The 17003-nt window shown below is 53.2% G+C and carries 12 protein-coding genes and 1 tRNA gene; 3 read left to right on the top strand and 10 right to left on the bottom strand.

All coding sequences use genetic code 11. The features are described from left to right. Positions 1-128 precede the first annotated feature (128 nt). The 4 genes from SPV1_RS13545 to SPV1_RS13560 all read right to left on the bottom strand — a co-directional run bounded on the left by SPV1_RS13545 (position 129) and on the right by SPV1_RS13560 (position 5111). Positions 129-2039, bottom strand: a complete 1911-nt coding sequence (locus tag SPV1_RS13545; protein ID WP_009851801.1) for a SurA N-terminal domain-containing protein — start codon at positions 2037-2039, stop codon at positions 129-131. 446 nt (positions 2040-2485) lie between these two features. Beyond that, positions 2486-4126 carry a chaperonin GroEL gene (gene groL / locus SPV1_RS13550; protein ID WP_009851802.1) on the bottom strand — a complete coding sequence of 547 codons (1641 nt, stop codon included), beginning with the start codon at positions 4124-4126 and terminating at the stop codon, positions 2486-2488. A gap of 94 nt (positions 4127-4220) precedes the next feature. Beyond that, a complete protein-coding gene (groES, locus tag SPV1_RS13555; protein WP_040882031.1) occupies positions 4221-4517 on the bottom strand; it encodes a co-chaperone GroES in 297 nt (98 codons plus the stop codon). 135 nt (positions 4518-4652) lie between these two features. Continuing rightward, complete coding sequence (locus SPV1_RS13560) at positions 4653-5111, bottom strand: YehS family protein (protein ID WP_009851804.1); 459 nt, start codon at positions 5109-5111, stop codon at positions 4653-4655. A 168-nt stretch (positions 5112-5279) separates the two neighbouring features. Here SPV1_RS13560 and SPV1_RS13565 point away from each other — a divergent pair, with 168 nt between their 5' ends. Continuing rightward, positions 5280-6014 carry a creatininase family protein gene (locus tag SPV1_RS13565; RefSeq protein ID WP_009851805.1) on the top strand — a complete coding sequence of 245 codons (735 nt, stop codon included), beginning with the start codon at positions 5280-5282 and terminating at the stop codon, positions 6012-6014. 101 nt (positions 6015-6115) lie between these two features. Here SPV1_RS13565 and thiI read toward each other — a convergent pair whose 3' ends face one another. Together thiI and SPV1_RS13575 are read right to left on the bottom strand one after the other, a co-directional pair. After that, entirely contained in the window at positions 6116-7294 is a 1179-nt protein-coding gene (thiI, locus tag SPV1_RS13570; RefSeq protein WP_009851806.1) for a tRNA uracil 4-sulfurtransferase ThiI, read from the bottom strand. A gap of 126 nt (positions 7295-7420) precedes the next feature. Further along, positions 7421-7496: transfer RNA gene (locus tag SPV1_RS13575), tRNA-Asn, on the bottom strand. A gap of 238 nt (positions 7497-7734) precedes the next feature. Between SPV1_RS13575 and SPV1_RS13580 the strand changes: the two genes are divergently transcribed. Both SPV1_RS13580 and SPV1_RS13585 read left to right on the top strand, forming a co-directional pair. Continuing rightward, positions 7735-10143, top strand: coding sequence for a serine/threonine-protein kinase (locus SPV1_RS13580; protein WP_009851807.1), 2409 nt, complete (start codon positions 7735-7737; stop codon positions 10141-10143). Beyond that, entirely contained in the window at positions 10140-10943 is an 804-nt protein-coding gene (locus tag SPV1_RS13585) for a Stp1/IreP family PP2C-type Ser/Thr phosphatase (protein WP_009851808.1), read from the top strand. Before SPV1_RS13580 ends, SPV1_RS13585 begins: the two co-directional genes overlap by 4 nt. Positions 10944-11297: 354 nt before the next feature. On the opposite strand, the gene priA is transcribed toward SPV1_RS13585, so the two are convergent. The 4 genes from priA to SPV1_RS13605 form a co-directional block, all read right to left on the bottom strand. Next, positions 11298-13415, bottom strand: a complete 2118-nt coding sequence (priA, locus tag SPV1_RS13590; protein WP_009851809.1) for a replication restart helicase PriA — start codon at positions 13413-13415, stop codon at positions 11298-11300. Between the two features lie 14 nt (positions 13416-13429). Continuing rightward, positions 13430-15292 carry a polysaccharide biosynthesis protein gene (locus SPV1_RS13595; protein WP_009851810.1) on the bottom strand — a complete coding sequence of 621 codons (1863 nt, stop codon included), beginning with the start codon at positions 15290-15292 and terminating at the stop codon, positions 13430-13432. Between the two features lie 77 nt (positions 15293-15369). Next, a complete protein-coding gene (locus SPV1_RS13600; RefSeq protein WP_009851811.1) occupies positions 15370-15660 on the bottom strand; it encodes a ComEA family DNA-binding protein in 291 nt (96 codons plus the stop codon). A 137-nt stretch (positions 15661-15797) separates the two neighbouring features. After that, a complete protein-coding gene (locus SPV1_RS13605) occupies positions 15798-16853 on the bottom strand; it encodes an O-antigen ligase family protein (protein ID WP_009851812.1) in 1056 nt (351 codons plus the stop codon). Positions 16854-17003 lie beyond the last annotated feature (150 nt).

A 17003-nucleotide genomic window follows, 5' to 3' on the forward strand; every position in this document is an offset into this window, starting at 1 on the left:
CCGGACACATAAACCACAGGCTACATTCGGCGCTATGGCTAACATGAATACATACCTCCCACCCTTGTATATCAGGCATAAAAAAACCGCCACGCGGGCGGTTTTTTCAATCAGATCAGAGCAGCAACTTACTTGTAGCGGTCCAACTCTTTCGGATTGGTTGTAATCTCATAACGGTCACGTACCGATGCCATCCAGCGGGCAAAACGGGCAGCGCCCTTGGCCTTTCTTACTTCTGCAGCAATCTGGTCTTTTTGCTTGTTGTATTCAGCTTCGGAGGCAGCAATCACCTGCTGCACACGCACCGCAGCATAGCCCTGAGGCACATGAACAGACTGATCAACCCATGCACCCGCCTTCGTGGAAAATGCCTGCTTAAGCAGCGCCTGACTCAACCATGAAGCATTATCGCCCTGACCGTTACTGCGTACCGGCTTGGAAATATACTTTGCCTGACCATACTGCTGTGCCAGCTCATCCAGTGACTTACCTGTACTGTGCCGGATCTCATCAGCTATGACGGCTGCCTGTTTGGCCGCCGCATCCAGCCTGGCATCGGTCAACACACGACGAGCCACCTTGGCATAAGGTAATACATCCGGCTCCACCCGCTCAGTCACTTCCACCGCAACATAGCGGCCGTCACTTGTTTCGACGATTTCAACAGCTTGCCCCGGCAGTGTGGAGAATGCCTTGGCAGCAATTTCGGGATCAGACAGCACGGGTACAGCCAGCGCTTCATCACGACTTACCAGCCCTGAATTGATTGTTTTAAGGTCCAGGGACGTGGCAGCAGCTTTCAGAGAGTCTTCCATTCCCAGAGCCTCATCCAAATCCTGAGACAACTTGTATGCTTCCTCCGCTGCACGAGCCTTGACGAGGTCCTGTCGGATACCATCCTTAACATCATCATACGATGCTTCATGCGCCGGACGAATATCCTCCAGCCGAATCAGGTGATAACCGAACGGGGTTTCAACAATATCGCTGACTTGCCCCTTATCCATAGCAAATACGGCCTGATCAAATGCCGTCACCATCGAACCCTGCTTGAACCAGCCCAACTCACCACCGCTGGAAGCCGTTCCATCTTCGGACACTGCTTTAGCCACCGCAGAGAAATCTTCACCAGCCTTGATGCGCGCCTGTGCAGCTTCAATCTTTTTACGCGCCGCCGCCCTCACGGCTTCCGGAGCGTTCTCGGCAACCTTGATCAGGATATGCTGTGCTTTCCGCTCTTCAGGCCGGCTGAATTCAGCCTTGCGTTTCTCAAATGCCTTACGCACTTCAGATTCATCCACCTGCACGTCCTCCGCCAGTTTACGCGGATCGATTTCGACAGTGTTCACATTGATACGCAATGGTGACTTGTAATTCTGCTTATGCGCTTCATACCAGGCTTTAGCCTGCTCATCACTGACCTTAACCTTGTTCAACTGAGTCGCCGGATCCACGACAACGGCAGCCAGTACCCGCTGCTGATAATCGTGATTAAAACGATCACGAATTTCAGTCTCACTGACATGTACAGAGTCGACCAGCGCTTTATGCAGCGCATCCACCATAATATTCAAACGCAGATCATTCTCATAATCCTGAGCGGAACTGAAGCCCATATTACGGGTCAGGGCATGATAGCGCTGGACATCAAAGCCACGGGCAGACTGAAAAGAGGGATCGCTATGCACTGTCGCCAGCACCACGGATGCGGGTGCCGCCAGATGCAGCTGCTGTGCCGTATCGAGCATGATGCGCCGATTAATCAGCGTCTGCAGCGTTGTCTCCTTAACACCCAGAGAGTCCATCAATGCACTGGAATACTGTTTGCCCAGCATGGAGCGGTAAGCATTGAGCTGGCGCTCATAGGCCTGATAAAATTCAGCACCGCCAATGGCTTTGCCGTTTACCGTTGCTATAGGTTCAGTTTTGCCACCGAGGAAATAATCACCGACACCCCACAGCACAAACGACAGCGCAATACCGCCGAGTATAATTTTTGCAATCCAGCCTTGTGCGTGACTACGCATCGATTCGAGCATGATGAACCTCAGAATTCAGAGTCGGGGTAAGGCTATAGCAGCCAGATCACCCCATTATTTGGGACTCGGCACGCTACCGAAGCAAGCATAGCAGAGCAATGGGCGTTGCTCTGCTATGCGCGATAAGCAAGGCCTCCAGAGTAATGGGGTTGCTCTGGAGGACCGCGATAGTAGCAAATAAGTAAGAGCCGTGGGTGCGGCTCTTACTTATGCGGTAGCTCAAAACAACCAGAACCGTGGGTGCGGCCCTTACTTATGCGGTAGCTCAAAACAAACCAGAGCCGTGGGTACAGCTCTTATTTATGCGATAGCCAAAAACAACCTGAGCCATGGCCTCTACTATTCGCCAGCACCCAACAAAAAAAGGGCGGCCCTTTCGGAACCGCCCTTTCATCTTGTTGCAAATCTACCCGTGCACGACCGTAAGGCCGCACTCCGGCAAATCCTTACATCATGCCGCCCATGCCGCCCATGCCACCCATGTCCGGAGCGCCTCCAGCAGCAGCTTCAGGTTTAGGGATATCGGCAATCATTGCCTCGGTCGTGATCAACAAACCGGCAATAGAGGCTGCATACTGCAGTGCAGAACGCGTTACCTTGGTCGGATCGATCACACCCATCTTGACCAGATCGCCGTACTCTTCAGTCTGGGCGTTATAACCGTAATGACCTTTATTGTTGGACACTTCGTTCACAACCACAGACGCTTCACCGCCGCCATTGGCAACAATCTGACGCAGCGGCTCTTCCAGTGCACGACGAATGATATTCACGCCGGTATCTTCATCATGATTGATACCCTTGACGCTATCAAGTGCCTTACGTGCCCGCAGCAGTGCTACGCCGCCACCGGCAACGATACCCTCTTCAACAGCAGCACGTGTTGCATGCAGTGCATCGTCAACACGATCTTTCTTCTCTTTCATTGCTGTTTCAGTTGCAGCACCGACCTTGATTACGGCAACACCGCCAGCCAACTTGGCCAGACGCTCCTGCAGCTTCTCTTTGTCGTAGTCAGAAGTGGTGTCTTCAATCTGCTTGCGGATCAGCGCAACACGACCTTCAATAGCCGCTTTTTCGCCGGCGCCATCAACAACAGTTGTTGTATCTTTAGCAATCTTCACAGCTGCAGCAGTACCCAGATCTTCCAGGGTTACATTTTCCAGCTTCAGACCCAGGTCTTCAGAGATTACCTTGGCACCGGTCAGGATCGCCATATCTTCCAGCATCGCCTTGCGACGATCGCCAAAACCGGGAGCCTTCACAGCAGCCACATTGACCACACCACGAACCTTGTTCACAACCAGTGTTGCCAGCGCTTCGCCTTCAATATCTTCAGCGATAATCAGCAGTGGCTTGCCGGTACGGGCAACCGCTTCCAATACAGGCAACAGCTCGCGCATGTTGGAGATCTTCTTCTCGAACAGCAGGATATATGGGTGATCCAGATTGGCTTCCATGCGCTCGGTGTCGGTCACGAAGTAAGGTGAGAGATAACCGCGGTCGATCTGCATGCCTTCAACCACATCCAGCTCTGTCTCCAGACCCTTGGCTTCTTCAACGGTGATAACGCCTTCTTTACCGACCTTATCCATCGCATCAGCAATGATCTTGCCGATCTCGGCATCGCCATTGGCAGAAATGGTGCCAACCTGAGCGATCTCATCCTGATTCTGAACTTCCTTGGAGAGGTTAGCCAGCTCAGCGACAACAGCTGTTACAGCCTTGTCGATACCGCGCTTCAGATCCATCGGGTTCATGCCGGCAGCCACAGCCTTCACACCTTCCTTGGCAATGGACTGAGCCAGAACGGTAGCGGTTGTTGTGCCGTCACCTGCAATATCTGCAGTCTTGGAAGAGACTTCTTTAACCATCTGTGCGCCCATATTCTCGAACTTGTCTTCCAGCTCGATCTCTTTGGCAACGGATACACCGTCCTTGGTGATGGTTGGTGCACCCCATGATTTTTCAATCACGACGTTACGGCCCTTCGGACCGAGGGTTACTTTTACTGCATCAGCAAGTTTGTTGACGCCGACCATCATCTTGGCACGAGCGTCTTCACCGAATTGAATGTCTTTAGCCATTCTTTTTATCTCCTATTTATCTCTTTCATATTTCTGCGCCTGCCCACCGGAACCGGCTGGCAAAACGGCAATAATCTGCGTTTTATAAAACGAATCAGTCTTCGATTACGCCCAGGATGTCGTCTTCACGCATCATCAGGAAATCGTCGCCATCAAGCTTGATTTCTGTACCGGCGTACTTGGAAAAAATCACCTTATCGCCTGCTTTCACGTCCAGCGGGCGCACATCGCCGTTTTCCAGGATCTTGCCTTTACCGGCAGAGATAACCTCGCCTTCAAGCGGCTTTTCTTTAGCTGAATCCGGGATAATAATACCACCAGCAGACTTCTCTTCTTCGTCCAAACGGCGGACAATGACGCGATCGTGCAAGGGACGAACTGTTGTTGCCATCGATGTTTCTCCTTTCGTAATGTTGTTGGAAACTGTTATATAGGAACCGGTCGGAACCGATTCAAGCCCCTTGTGGGGCTCAGTCAAATCGATTTCAACCCCCGGATGTAATTTGTTTACATCCCGGGCCACGGCTTATGGTCGATAACTTAGCTGCATTCCGGCAAGAAAGTTGCGCAGGATCTGATCCCCGCAATCGCGATAATGTTGATGGTCAGGCTTCCGGAAAAATGCGCTCAATTCGTGTTTACTCAGACGCACGCCGACACGGTTCATCATGGTCAGTATATCGTCATCCTGCAGGTTCAGTGCAATACGCAGTTTTCTGAAGATGATATTATTATTGAGCCGCTGCTCAGCCACCGGCTTCACCCCCTCGCGTTTACCGCGCCTGTCGTTGATCAACCCGTTGAGGAAGGTGGCCAGCTCGACATCGCTGCATGGCTGAAATGCGGGGTCATCATCTTTTTTCAACCAGTCACTGATCTGTGCTCGCGTAACATTGCAATCCGCCAGCGCAAACAGTGCCATCATTTTTACATCGTCAAAATCAAAGGCATAGCGGATTCGGCGTAATATATCGTTATTTATCATGACGCTACCTTACGGATTCCGGCTTCAGAGACAACGTATATCAAAACAGGGGGAGATGTCGTGCTTTATCGGCGGCCAGACACATCCTCCCCTTCTGAGCATGGCGGTGCCCGGCTGTTTGTGCAACGATACGCTTAACACCACACTCAAAACGACAGGAGAGAGAGTATGCAACTGGCACTGAGCACATGGCAGGAGGTCGAGCGTTACCTGGAGCACTCCACCGGCATCATCATTCCGATCGGATCAACCGAACAACATGGCCCGAACGGCCTGATCGGTACCGACGCCATCTGCCCGACACGTATTGCCGCTGGCATCGCTGAGCAGGAGCAGATTCTCATCGCACCGACCATCAATTATGGTATGTCGCAGCATCATATGGCTTTTCCCGGCACCGTCACGCTGCGCCCCACCACCCTGATTCAAGTCGTCATTGATGTTGTTACATCCCTGCACCGGCACGGCTTCACCCACTTCTACTTCGTCAACGGCCACGGCGGCAATATCGCGCCTGTCACCACCGCTTTTTCGGAAATTTATGCTGACCTTCAGGGAGACATTTCACATCCAGTGCGCTGTAAACTGGCAAACTGGTGGCGCAATGATGCCATCACCCGTCTGGCAAAGGAGTTATACGGCGATGCAGAGGGTTATCACGCCACCGTCAGTGAAGTGTCATTGAGTTATTATGCCCATCCCGAAGCGGTCAAGGATATGCCGATCCATCCTGCCATCGCACCGACCGGGGATATTTATACGGCAGCCGATTTCAGACGCCAGTTCCCGGACGGACGCATGGGTTCCAGCCCGCAGTTGGCCAGCATCGCTGCCGGCGAACAGTTCTGCAATCTGGCCGTTGATGCATTGACCGCTGACTACCGTCATTTCCTTACATGCTGAGGAAAACCGGTGATCGTCAAAGCCGGCGCGCAGGGCCTGACCCGAAATAAATATCAACGCTTAACAATGGATTTCACCGTACCATGAAAAATGCCGGCGCACTAGACGCTTTTGCGCACGACCTCTTTGCCACCATTAAAGCGCACCGTTTGCATATGGCGCTCCAGCCCGGTGAGCGGCAGATCCGCTTCCAACTCCGCCACCATATCACGCTTGCCATGCGTTTCAGGATGTTTGGCAATCAGAAATGAGCAGATATCGCAATACTCTTCGATAGAGATTTCATAGGTACCGATGCGCTTTGCCAGCGCGATGATCTCTTCCTTATCCCATGCGATCAGCGGCGACAGCAGCGGCAGATCCGAGGCATCATAAATGGCATGGATATTGGCCAGCGTCTGACTGGCCACCTGACCGAGGGAGTCACCTGTTACCAAGGCCTGCGCGCCTGCATCTGCAGCAATGGCAGCGGCAGAGCGAATCATCTGGCGTTTATAGATGATCATCCGGTATTCAGCATCGACCTTGGCGATGGCATGACGCTGAAACTCTTCCAGATCAATCATATGCAGCGTCAAACGTCCCTGATACAGCGATAACTGGCGCGCCAGATCCCTGATCTTGGCAAAATCGCGATTGATCGTGCTGTTATAGAGATGCACCAGCACCACCTCCATACCGCGTTTCATCATGCTGTAGGCGGCAACAGGCGAATCGATACCGCCGGAGAAGAGCACCACGCCACGGCCGGAGGAACCTATGGGCAGACCGCCAATCCCGGTAATCTTGCGGGTATAGATATAGGCGGCATTGGCCCCGACTTCAACGCGCACATCAATTTCCGGCGCATCCAGATTCACGCTGAGATTCAGGTGGCGCTTCAGGTAGCCGCCTATCTCGAAATTCATCTCCGGCGTGGTCAGGGCGAAGCGCTTGTTACTACGCCGACAACTAACCCTGAAGGGACGCCCCGCGACGTTTTCGCCGTAGGCCGCAAACACCGCCTCAGCAGCCGTGCGCTGCATGACTTCCAGATCCAGCTCACACTCGTGAACCAGCGACAGGTTACGGATACCCGGCGTCAGCGTCAGCTGTCTGAGCAGCTCATCAGAGAGCTCATGCACATCGGCCAACATGCGCCCGTGTTCCCGATAGAAACCGTTGGGCTTAAGTTGGTCGCCCAGTACGCGCCTGATATTGCGCGCCATACGGTCTTCGAAGGTGTGGCGATTTTTGCCCTTGAGAGAGAGCTCGCCGAAATGGAACAGTATTTTTGCCATAGGCCGGCAAGCTAGGAGTCTGGCACACTCAGGGCAACAATCCTGCGCGACTTACAATCACCTGAAATAACCAGATCCACGGATAGGCAGAAATAAAAAAGGCCTGCATAGCAGGCCTTTTTAAAATGGCTCCCCGGGCCGGACTCGAACCAGCGACAGGGTGATTAACAGTCACCTGCTCTACCAACTGAGCTACCGGGGAATAAGGTGGCGCGAACCGTAAGGATGAGCCCATATACTGTCAATAGTCAGTTCAACGACCTGTTAAAATGACAGCAAACAGAGGCCATACACGCCGAACTATTGCACTGAGCAGGCAGAATTGCCACTATGCCTGACCGGTATAACAAGCTGTTAATTGAAAGCACCGATTTATTGCATAGATCCTTATTGGTAACATCAGAGATAATAGATAAATAGAAAATCCTGGGGAGGTATAAGTGGAGGGTGGTACATTCTGGAAATCGGACTGGTTCTTCGGCGTCTGCCTCACCCTGCTGCTCCTGCTGGCTCACAGTTTTGCACTGGAACCTGTACAGTATCTGGATCGCAGCTTCTACGATCTGGGCGCCCGCATCAACGCACTACAAGCCGATGATGATATTGTCATTATCAATCTGGACAAAAAATCCTTAGACACCATCGGCGATCATCCGCAAGAAGCCGTTGCGGAAACAATTGCCCGGCTCTCTGCTGCGGGTGCCCGTCTGATTGCGCTGGATCTCTTCTATGGTCAGCCGGACAAAGACAGGGATGGCGAAACTACACCACTCACGCTGCCCGATGCCGTGCGTGCATCCGGCAACACTCTGCTACCAATTTACTTTCTTACCGGCACTGTCAACACCCGTTTAAACGCCGACATTCCTGATTATGTTCGTCGCGCGTCAATCGGCCATATCAATGACAGCGAGGGCGTCAGTAATCCGATAAACGGCACCTACCTGCGCGCCCCCTACGCAAAACTGACACGCTCTGCAGCCGGGCTCGGACACCTGAACATACATCCCGATGATGATGGCATCGTACGCTCAGAGCCACTGGCGATCTTGTATTCCGGCCACTACTTTCCATCCATGTCGCTAAGCCTCGCTGCCGGGGCATTACACATTTCCATGAATGATATCCGCATCAATATCGGACGTTCCATTGAATTGGGACCGATCAATATTCCGGTCAATGATCGCATTCAAATGCTACCTGCCTTTCATAAACATGGCTTCCAGACCTACTCATTTGCAGCCGTGCGTTCCGGCGCAGTGCCGGCTGAATCATTCAGCGATAAAATCGTCCTGATCGGCATGACGGGTAAAGGTTCGGGGAACGGCTTCGCCACGCCGTTTTCCACCCACATGAGCACAGTTGAGTTTAATGCACATGCTCTACAAAGCATTCTGAAAGAGGAGTCGATCAGTCGCCCGTCCTGGGCAAGCATGGCCGAGACAGGCCTGTTGCTGCTGATCGGCCTGTATCTGATTCTTCTTCTGCCACGCATACCGGTCCTCATCAGTGCGGCTGCATCTGTATTGCTGCTGATCCTGATTACCGGGGCCGACACGCTCCTGCTGAGCAGCTATGCAGTGTGGTTTCAGGCCATGGCTGCAGTCCTGTTGCTGATCATCGGTCATGCGGGGCTGGCACTGAAACACTATTATTCAACCCGTCATCACACCCGTAAAAGCAATGCCTCAAGCGTGGATGAAACCAACAAGATGCTTGCTTTCTCCTTCCAAAATCAGGGTATGCTGGATCAGGCATGTGAGAAATTCATGGCCTGTCCGATGAATGAGGAGATCGCATCCTACATGTACGAACTGGCACTCTCATTTGAACGTAAACGCCAGTTCAGCAAAGCTGTCAGCATTTACGAATACATCAGCGAATATCAAGCCGATTACAAAGACATCCAAACCAGGATCATCTCCGCCGGGAATGCCAATGACGCCCTGTCCGGCAGTGATGATAAAAACAGCGGTCTCTCCGCGCTGCTGCTTACCGGTGAGAACAAGCCGACATTGGGGCGTTATGAAATTCTCAGCGAACTGGGAAAAGGAGCGATGGGCACCGTGTTTCTGGGGCGTGACCCAAAAATAAATCGTCAGGTTGCAATCAAAACCATGGCTCTGTCTGAAGAGTTTGAGGCCGACGAACTGGAAGAGGTTAAATCACGTTTCTTTCATGAGGCTGAAATTGCAGGCATGCTCAATCACCCCAATATTGTCACGATATTTGATGCCGGCGATGAACATGACCTGGCCTATATTGCCATGGAGTTTCTTGATGGCATTGATCTGATTCCCTACACCAAAAAAGACAGACTACTGCCGATACAAACCACGCTAAAGATCATAGGCAAGGTGGCCGAAGCACTGCAATATGCTCATAACCACGGTGTCATTCACCGCGACATAAAACCGGCCAACATCATGATTCTGAAAAACAAAACGGTAAAAGTAACGGATTTCGGCATCGCCCATATTGCAGAATCAACCAAGACCAAGGCGGGGGTTGTACTCGGCACACCGTCCTATATGTCTCCGGAACAACTCTCCGGCAAGGAGCTCGATGGCCGCTCCGATCTGTTTTCACTTGGTGTCATGCTCTATGAGCTGACATCCGGGGTACGTCCGTTTCGGGCGGAATCGATTTCCAAACTCATGCTAAAGATTGCCAAAGAGCCACATGTCCCTGTGCAGGAACATAATCCGGATATACCTGACTGTGTTGCCGCTCTGATTGATCATTTATTGGCAAAGAAATCACAACAACGGTTCAACTCTGCCAGTGATGTGCTGGAAGAAATAAGTCGCTGCCTGCGAGATATGAACAGACCAGGAGGTCAACCATGACATCAATGGAAATGTATGCTGCCACGGATGTCGGCAGGCGAAGGAAACACAATGAAGACTGCGTTAAAATAACGCCTTCACACGGCATTGCCGTGCTGGCAGATGGCATGGGCGGCTACAATGCTGGTGAAGTGGCCAGCGCCATGGCTATCGACATCATCACCGAAGAGCTGAAACAAAACCTACTGTCGATGCCAACAGCCGCCATCGACAGCGCAACCGGCTTTACGGGCGAGTCGATCCTGCTTCGCAACGCTATTCGTCACTCCAATGATGCGATCTATCAGGCTGCCCGTACAAAAACAGAGTGCGCCGGCATGGGCACCACCGTGCTGGCTGCAGTTTTTTATGCCGACCGTGTTACCGCAGCACATGTCGGGGATTCACGCATGTATCGCCTGCGTGACAACATCCTGAGCCATGTCACTGAAGATCACTCCCTGATCCACGAACAGGTCCGCCGTGGTCTGGTCACCGCTGCAGATGCGCGAAACTCCTCAATCAAAAATCTGGTGACACGGGCACTGGGCATCGAACAGGGCGTAGATCCGGATATTGTCGAAGATACAGTACTCCCCGGTGATCTGTACCTTTTGTGCTCGGACGGCCTGACCGATGTCGTTGCCGATGACCAGATTCAGCAGACAATGACCCGGCACCGTAATCATCTGGAGAATTTAGCGGCACAACTGATCCAACTGGCCAATGAGGCCGGCGGCCCGGATAACATCTCCATCATCCTGGCCTGCGCCAAAGCAGCGCCAAAGCGCGGCTTCTTCTCCCGTCTGATGGGTAAATAATTGCAGCGACCTATCGCCCTCTTCTTACCTGACGCTGTCTTGCTCATCTGAAAGGTAGATCAAATTACATCACAATTTGGCACGATCGCCAAATTGAACGCCGCTTTTGCGGCGGCCCGAAGGGCGAAGGGCAGGATGCCCTGGGTACAAATCTACAGGACACCTTATTTCATGGAGTGCATCCGTGCACTCCCCTCTTGCAGGGCGATAAATCGTGCCATTGTGCTCTCCTGCACAATGGTGGACGCCCTACGGGTGTTGCCTCCCTACGAAGGTGCTCTACATCACAAATCAGCAGGATAGCCAGATTGGACGCACTTTAGTGCGCCCTGCGGGTGTAGGCACACGAAGTGCCTACATCATATCCTGCGGATCGACATCCACACGGCGACGTACACCGGATGGAACCTTCAGCGAATCCAACACCGGTAATAACTTCCACGGCAGTAGCTGACGCGTAGTGTCACGCAGCAGCACTTCAAAACGAAAACGGCCGGCCAGCCGCTCCATCGCACAAGGCATGGGCCCGCTCACCATCAACTCCGAAATAGCCCGGCAACTCTCGGCAAAGGCTGCGGCAGCCTGATCCGCCCGCTCCGCCCGCATAGCGGAAAACACCACCCTGACCCAGCGTGCAAACGGCGGGTATTGCAACATTTCACGTAACTCAAGTTCAGCCGTCATTGTCGCTTCGGCTTGCGCCTCTGCAATACGCTGCAACCATGCCGCATCCGGCATACGCGTCTGGATCAGCATCCTGCCAGCTTTTTCACCCCGGCCTGCGCGGCCGGTCACCTGCGTCATCTGCTGCCACCAGCGCTCCCCTGCCCGGAAGTCCGGCATATTCATGCCCTGGTCTGCATTCACCACACCGACCAGTGTGACATGCGGAAAGTCATGCCCCTTGACCAGCATCTGAGTACCAAGCAGACAATCAAGCTCACGGCGTTCGAATGCGGCCAGAATCTCGCTCAGGCGGGCATGACTGGTTACAACATCCCGATCGAAGCGCGAAAAGCGTAAGTCGGGTATATGCTGCTGCAGCCACTCTTCAATCCTTTCCGTCCCCTCACCCATCGGCATGAGAGCCGCTTCACCACAACACTCGCATGAACGTGGAGCGCGTCTGATGAACCCGCAACTGTGACAGCGTAACTGACCGGCCCGCCGATGCAGTGTCAGACTCAGGGAGCAGGCCGGACACTGGGGCACATCACCACAGGCCGTACATTGCAGCGACGGCGAATAACCGCGCCGGTTAAGGAAGAGAATCGTCTGATCGCCGGCGGCCAGCGTCTGCTGCATAGCCGCGAGCAGGGCCGGTGATACAGGCCCGTCGACAGCACGCATATCGATAATCTCCGGCTTGATCTGCTGCGTGTGATCGGCAATCCGGGATGGCAGGTCTATACGCTGATAAAGCCCTGCCAGAGCCTGCCGCCAGCTCTCCAGGCTCGGCGTGGCCGATCCGAGTACAATCGGAATATCCAGTTGCTGTGCCAGCAGCACAGCCATATCACGGGCTGAATAGGCCATGCCATCCTGCTGTTTGAAACTGCCGTCATGTTCCTCATCAACAACAATCATTGCCAGATCCGGCAACGGCAGGAACAGGGCAGAGCGTGTACCGATCAGAATATCCGTCTGTGCCAGATGCTGACGCACCGCCAGACGATCCCGTTCGGTAAGTGCCGAATGCCATACAGCCACACGCGCAAAACGCGACTGCAGGCGTGCTATCCACATCGGCGTCAGGCCGATCTCCGGCACCAGCACCAACACCCGGCCACCGCGCCGGATCGACTCGCTTGCAGCCCGCAGATAGACCTCGGTTTTACCGGAGCCGGTGCGCCCGAAGAGCAGAAAGGGTTGAAAACCACGGGCATCAACCAGCATCTGAACTGCCGAGGCTTGGGCGTCCGTCAGGGTAAGAGCTGCCGGTATACTTTCATTCTGCTGCAACAGTGGCTCATGAAGCACCTCTTCCAGCAAACCGGCCTGACAAGCCGTATTAAGGCAATGGCGCAGTGCACAAGGCTCAATCCTGGCTGCAATGGTTTTCAGTGATAGCGCTCTCCTGCTGGTGAATACAGCGGCCAGAGCAGGAGCTGCCTTGGCCAGCACCGCAACATCCGGACAACGAAAGGCGCGCACCTGGTCATGGGCCGCCCATGCCAGCGCCGTCTGCCACGCATCGCCGGAACTGGCCAGATAATAGCGCCGTACCCGCTCCACCCATTGTATCCGAGAAGCATCATACAGTGGCGATACGTCCAGTCGATCCGCCACAGGCTTAAGCTCAACGCTATCAGGCAAGGTATCAGAGAGTCGCAGCACTACACCGATTCGCGTCCCCTTGCCGAATGGCACCTGTACACGTATCCCGACAGCCGGTTCACCAAACTCGGGCGGCCAGCTGTAGCTAAAGCAGCCCGGCAGGGGTGAAAAAACAGCAACCTCAATGCATAGCACGGGTGCCTGCCGCTTCAGTTGTCGCCATCCTGAATCACGCCGGATACAAACTCCGGTACCAACTGCCTGAGCTGACGGTGCAGCAGACTGACATCACGCATCTCACAGGCATCACGCAAGGCATGCAGCCCCTGCTGCATCGCCTGCCAATCCACTTCACGACTGCCCGAGAGCATAATCTTCGGGTGCATCGTCGTTGTCAGCGGTTCAGAGCCATGAAACAGCTCCTCATACAACTTTTCACCCGGCCTTAAGCCTGTGAAACTAATCTCTATATCGCGCCCGGGCTCCAGTCCGGTCAGGCGAATCATCTGTTCGGCCAGATCCACAATCTTCACCGGCTCGCCCATATCGAGCACGAAGATCTCACCACCCTTGCCCATGCTGCCCGCCTGCAGAATCAAGCTAACGGCTTCCGGTATTGTCATGAAATAGCGGGTAATATCCGGATGGGTCACTGTGATCGGCCCACCCGCCTCTATCTGTTTGCGAAACAACGGTACGACAGAACCGGCAGAGCCCAACACATTACCGAATCGGGTGGTGATAAAGGCGGTGGGATCTTCTCTGCGATTGAGGTTCTGGCAGTAAATTTCCGCCGTGCGTTTCGATGCGCCCATCACATTGGTCGGATTGACCGCCTTGTCGGTAGATATCTGCACAAATTTTTTCACCCCGTACGCCACCGCCAGATCAGCCAGCTGACAAGTACCCAACACATTGGTTTTGATGCCCTCAACCGGATTCTCCTCAACCAGCGGTACATGCTTATAGGCTGCGGCATTGAACACGATATCCGGGCGAAAACTCTCGAAAACCCAGCGCATACGCGTTTGATCACGGATGTCGCCGAGAATAGCGGATACCGCCACACCCTGCTCCTCGCCCGTCGATCTGAGCTGCTGATCAATCGTATAGAGATTGAATTCGCCATGGTCGAGCAGCAGCAAACGGGATGGTTTCTGGTGAAGGATTTGCCGACACAATTCGGATCCGATTGATCCACCAGCGCCGGTAACCAGCACCGTCTCTCCTGCAATCAACTGATGAATACCTGCATAATCGAGTTCCACCGTATCACGCCCGAGCAGATCCTCGATCTGCACCGACCTGAGGCGTGATACCTCAACCCGCCCGTCAGCCAGTTCGGCCACCGAAGGCAGTATCCGGCACGCCACCTGCATCTGCTGACAACGTTGCACAATCGATTGTATGGTCTGGTGCGATGCCGAGGGAACTGCCAGTAGCACCACCTCCACACAATGGCGGGCCACCGTCTTTTCCAGGTCAGCAAGGCTGCCGATCACGCGAACGCCGTGAATTTCCTGCCCCTGTCTACGGTCTGCATCATCCAGAAAGCCGACCGTCGAATAGGGCCCTGATTTCAGCAGGTCACGCACCAGCAACTCACCGGCCTGCCCTGCACCAATCACCAGGGCGCGCTTGCCGGAAGCAGCTTTCAGATCGATGTGTCGATCTTTCACCCAACGATAAAACAGGCGTGGGGAAGCCAGCCCCATAGCCAGAATCACAGGATATAAAATCAGCACCGAGCGAGGGATTCCTTCCAGACGTTGCAGCACAAACATGACAGTGAAACTCAACAGTGATCCGACTGCGACAGCTTGAATAATACGCAGCAGATCAGGAATCGAGGCAAAGCGCCAGATGCCCCGGTAAAGACCAAAATACCAAAATACAACGAACTGCAATGGGACAGAAACAGCAATCAGCAGGTGCAACGGTTCCAGATAGACCGACGGGACCACATCCATGTTGAAACGCAACCAGAAGGCCATCCATATGGCCAGCGGAATCCACGCCATATCGTGTGCGATCACCAACCAACGATTCCTCAGAGATACGAGCATCTTCATGGGAAGCCATGCTTCATAAAAATGAAGGCGCGGCAATCTCTATTCATGATGTGCCGCGCCTCGGGAATCAGAGACATTCAATTCGCTGAATTAGCGTCACCACCAACCTCTACCGAACCCCTGATCTGCTCTAGCTTTTTCTCGCCAATACCTTTGACATGAACCAATGCATCCACAGATTTGAAAGGCCCATGAGCCTCCCTGTACGCTACAATCTCCGCGGCAGTCTTCTTTCCTATGCCGTTGACAGTTTGCAGTTGTTCAACGGTGGCTGTGTTGACATCGACATGACTATCACCAGCAAATACTGCGGAAGTCCCCATCATGATTGCCAGGCAGATTGATGCCATTATCTTTCTTATTTTCATGATATCCTCCAGAAATATAAATTTCTGTCATCAAGACACTCCTGTTCCAAACAACAGTGAACTTTATAATAGCATATCAAAGTTATTATTTCTGAACACACGTATTATCATGCATTCTGGACTGGCCAGACGACTAATCAGACGTCCTGCGAGAGGGGTTCAGACAAACCTGTTGCCAATAAAATAAGGGCAAAAATAGTGGAAAAATGTTCCTCCAGGCTTGCTGTTGACAAGCCATCGACAAGCAGAGCGACGCCAGTCAGTGTAACCAGAGGCAGAGCCACTCTGTCCCGCCACGGGGAGGCGGTACCGGTCCGAATCCAGAAACAGAGTAGCGCCAGCAGTGCCAGCAGGCCAACCACACCCCAGCGAACCATGGAAAGCAAATATTGATTATGGGGGTGCACAAGCGGCACGGCGAACTCCATACCTGTCATATGGCCCGCCTGCCAGTTTGCTGAAGCCTTAGGAAAGCCACCTGTACCAACCCCCAGAAGCGGCTGTTCAAGCCAGATATTGTAACTCATTTTCCACCACTCCAGGCGGGCAGTGGCAGAAGAAACAGCGACCATTTGATCTGAGTTCAACTTACCCTGTGCGGTGCCAGTCAGTGCTTCCCATGTTCCCAGCACACGCTCCTTGCCAGGCCCCAAAGCAGCAAACATGGACAGCACCAACAGCACGAATGCAAATGAAACAAACATCCTTCTGCCTCCTACCTCCTGCAACCACTTTACAGCAACAAGCAAAAAAGCCACCAGCGTAACAATATAACCACTTTTCCCCTGTGCCAGAAAGACCATCACTACCGCCCATGAAGCCAACCCCCACAGCAACCAGCGAGTGTTATTTCGACAAATTAACCCCATGTGCAGCAGCCAGGCCGCCCAGACACCATAGATAAATCCAAAACTGGTATGCCCGATATGTCCTGTCGCATTACCCACTGCTGAACCGGCAACTGCCGGGCTTTCAATCAGGCCATTTGCTTGTAGCACACAAAACGCCAAGTTGACAGTCAGACCAAAGCTTGTCGTAACAAGGAATATATTTCTGTTACGCTCAGACGATAACGCCATAGTAACAACAGGCAGCAACATCCAGAACCAATGTCTGGCCAAAATCCGCTGCCCCCATTCCAGGTCAGAACTCCATAACAGGCCTAAAGGAACAAGAGCCAGATAAAGCATCATGGCGATAAACAATAAGCGGTAATTATGCCAAAGGTCCCTGACACCACTCCACCATAGACCACTAAGTATGCCCGTTGCCAGCGTCAAACCAAGAAATATATTAGTGACCGCGACAGAAAATGGAAAGCAGACCATAGCCAGACACAACAG

It is taken from the genome of Mariprofundus ferrooxydans PV-1, assembly GCF_000153765.1.
Lineage (GTDB): Bacteria > Pseudomonadota > Zetaproteobacteria > Mariprofundales > Mariprofundaceae > Mariprofundus > Mariprofundus ferrooxydans.

What these genes read in the sequence shown, in the direction of transcription:
- SPV1_RS13545 (WP_009851801.1), bottom strand. Translation starts at nt 2,039, where the DNA reads ATGCTCGAATCGATGCGTAGTCACGCACAAGGCTGGATTGCAAAAATT.
- groL (WP_009851802.1), bottom strand. Translation starts at nt 4,126, where the DNA reads ATGGCTAAAGACATTCAATTCGGTGAAGACGCTCGTGCCAAGATGATG.
- groES (WP_040882031.1), bottom strand. Translation starts at nt 4,517, where the DNA reads ATGGCAACAACAGTTCGTCCCTTGCACGATCGCGTCATTGTCCGCCGT.
- SPV1_RS13560 (WP_009851804.1), bottom strand. Translation starts at nt 5,111, where the DNA reads ATGATAAATAACGATATATTACGCCGAATCCGCTATGCCTTTGATTTT.
- SPV1_RS13565 (WP_009851805.1), top strand. Translation starts at nt 5,280, where the DNA reads ATGCAACTGGCACTGAGCACATGGCAGGAGGTCGAGCGTTACCTGGAG.
- thiI (WP_009851806.1), bottom strand. Translation starts at nt 7,294, where the DNA reads ATGGCAAAAATACTGTTCCATTTCGGCGAGCTCTCTCTCAAGGGCAAA.
- SPV1_RS13585 (WP_009851808.1), top strand. Translation starts at nt 10,140, where the DNA reads ATGACATCAATGGAAATGTATGCTGCCACGGATGTCGGCAGGCGAAGG.
- SPV1_RS13595 (WP_009851810.1), bottom strand. Translation starts at nt 15,292, where the DNA reads ATGAAGATGCTCGTATCTCTGAGGAATCGTTGGTTGGTGATCGCACAC.
- SPV1_RS13600 (WP_009851811.1), bottom strand. Translation starts at nt 15,660, where the DNA reads ATGAAAATAAGAAAGATAATGGCATCAATCTGCCTGGCAATCATGATG.
- SPV1_RS13605 (WP_009851812.1), bottom strand. Translation starts at nt 16,853, where the DNA reads ATGATGCTTTATCTGGCTCTTGTTCCTTTAGGCCTGTTATGGAGTTCT.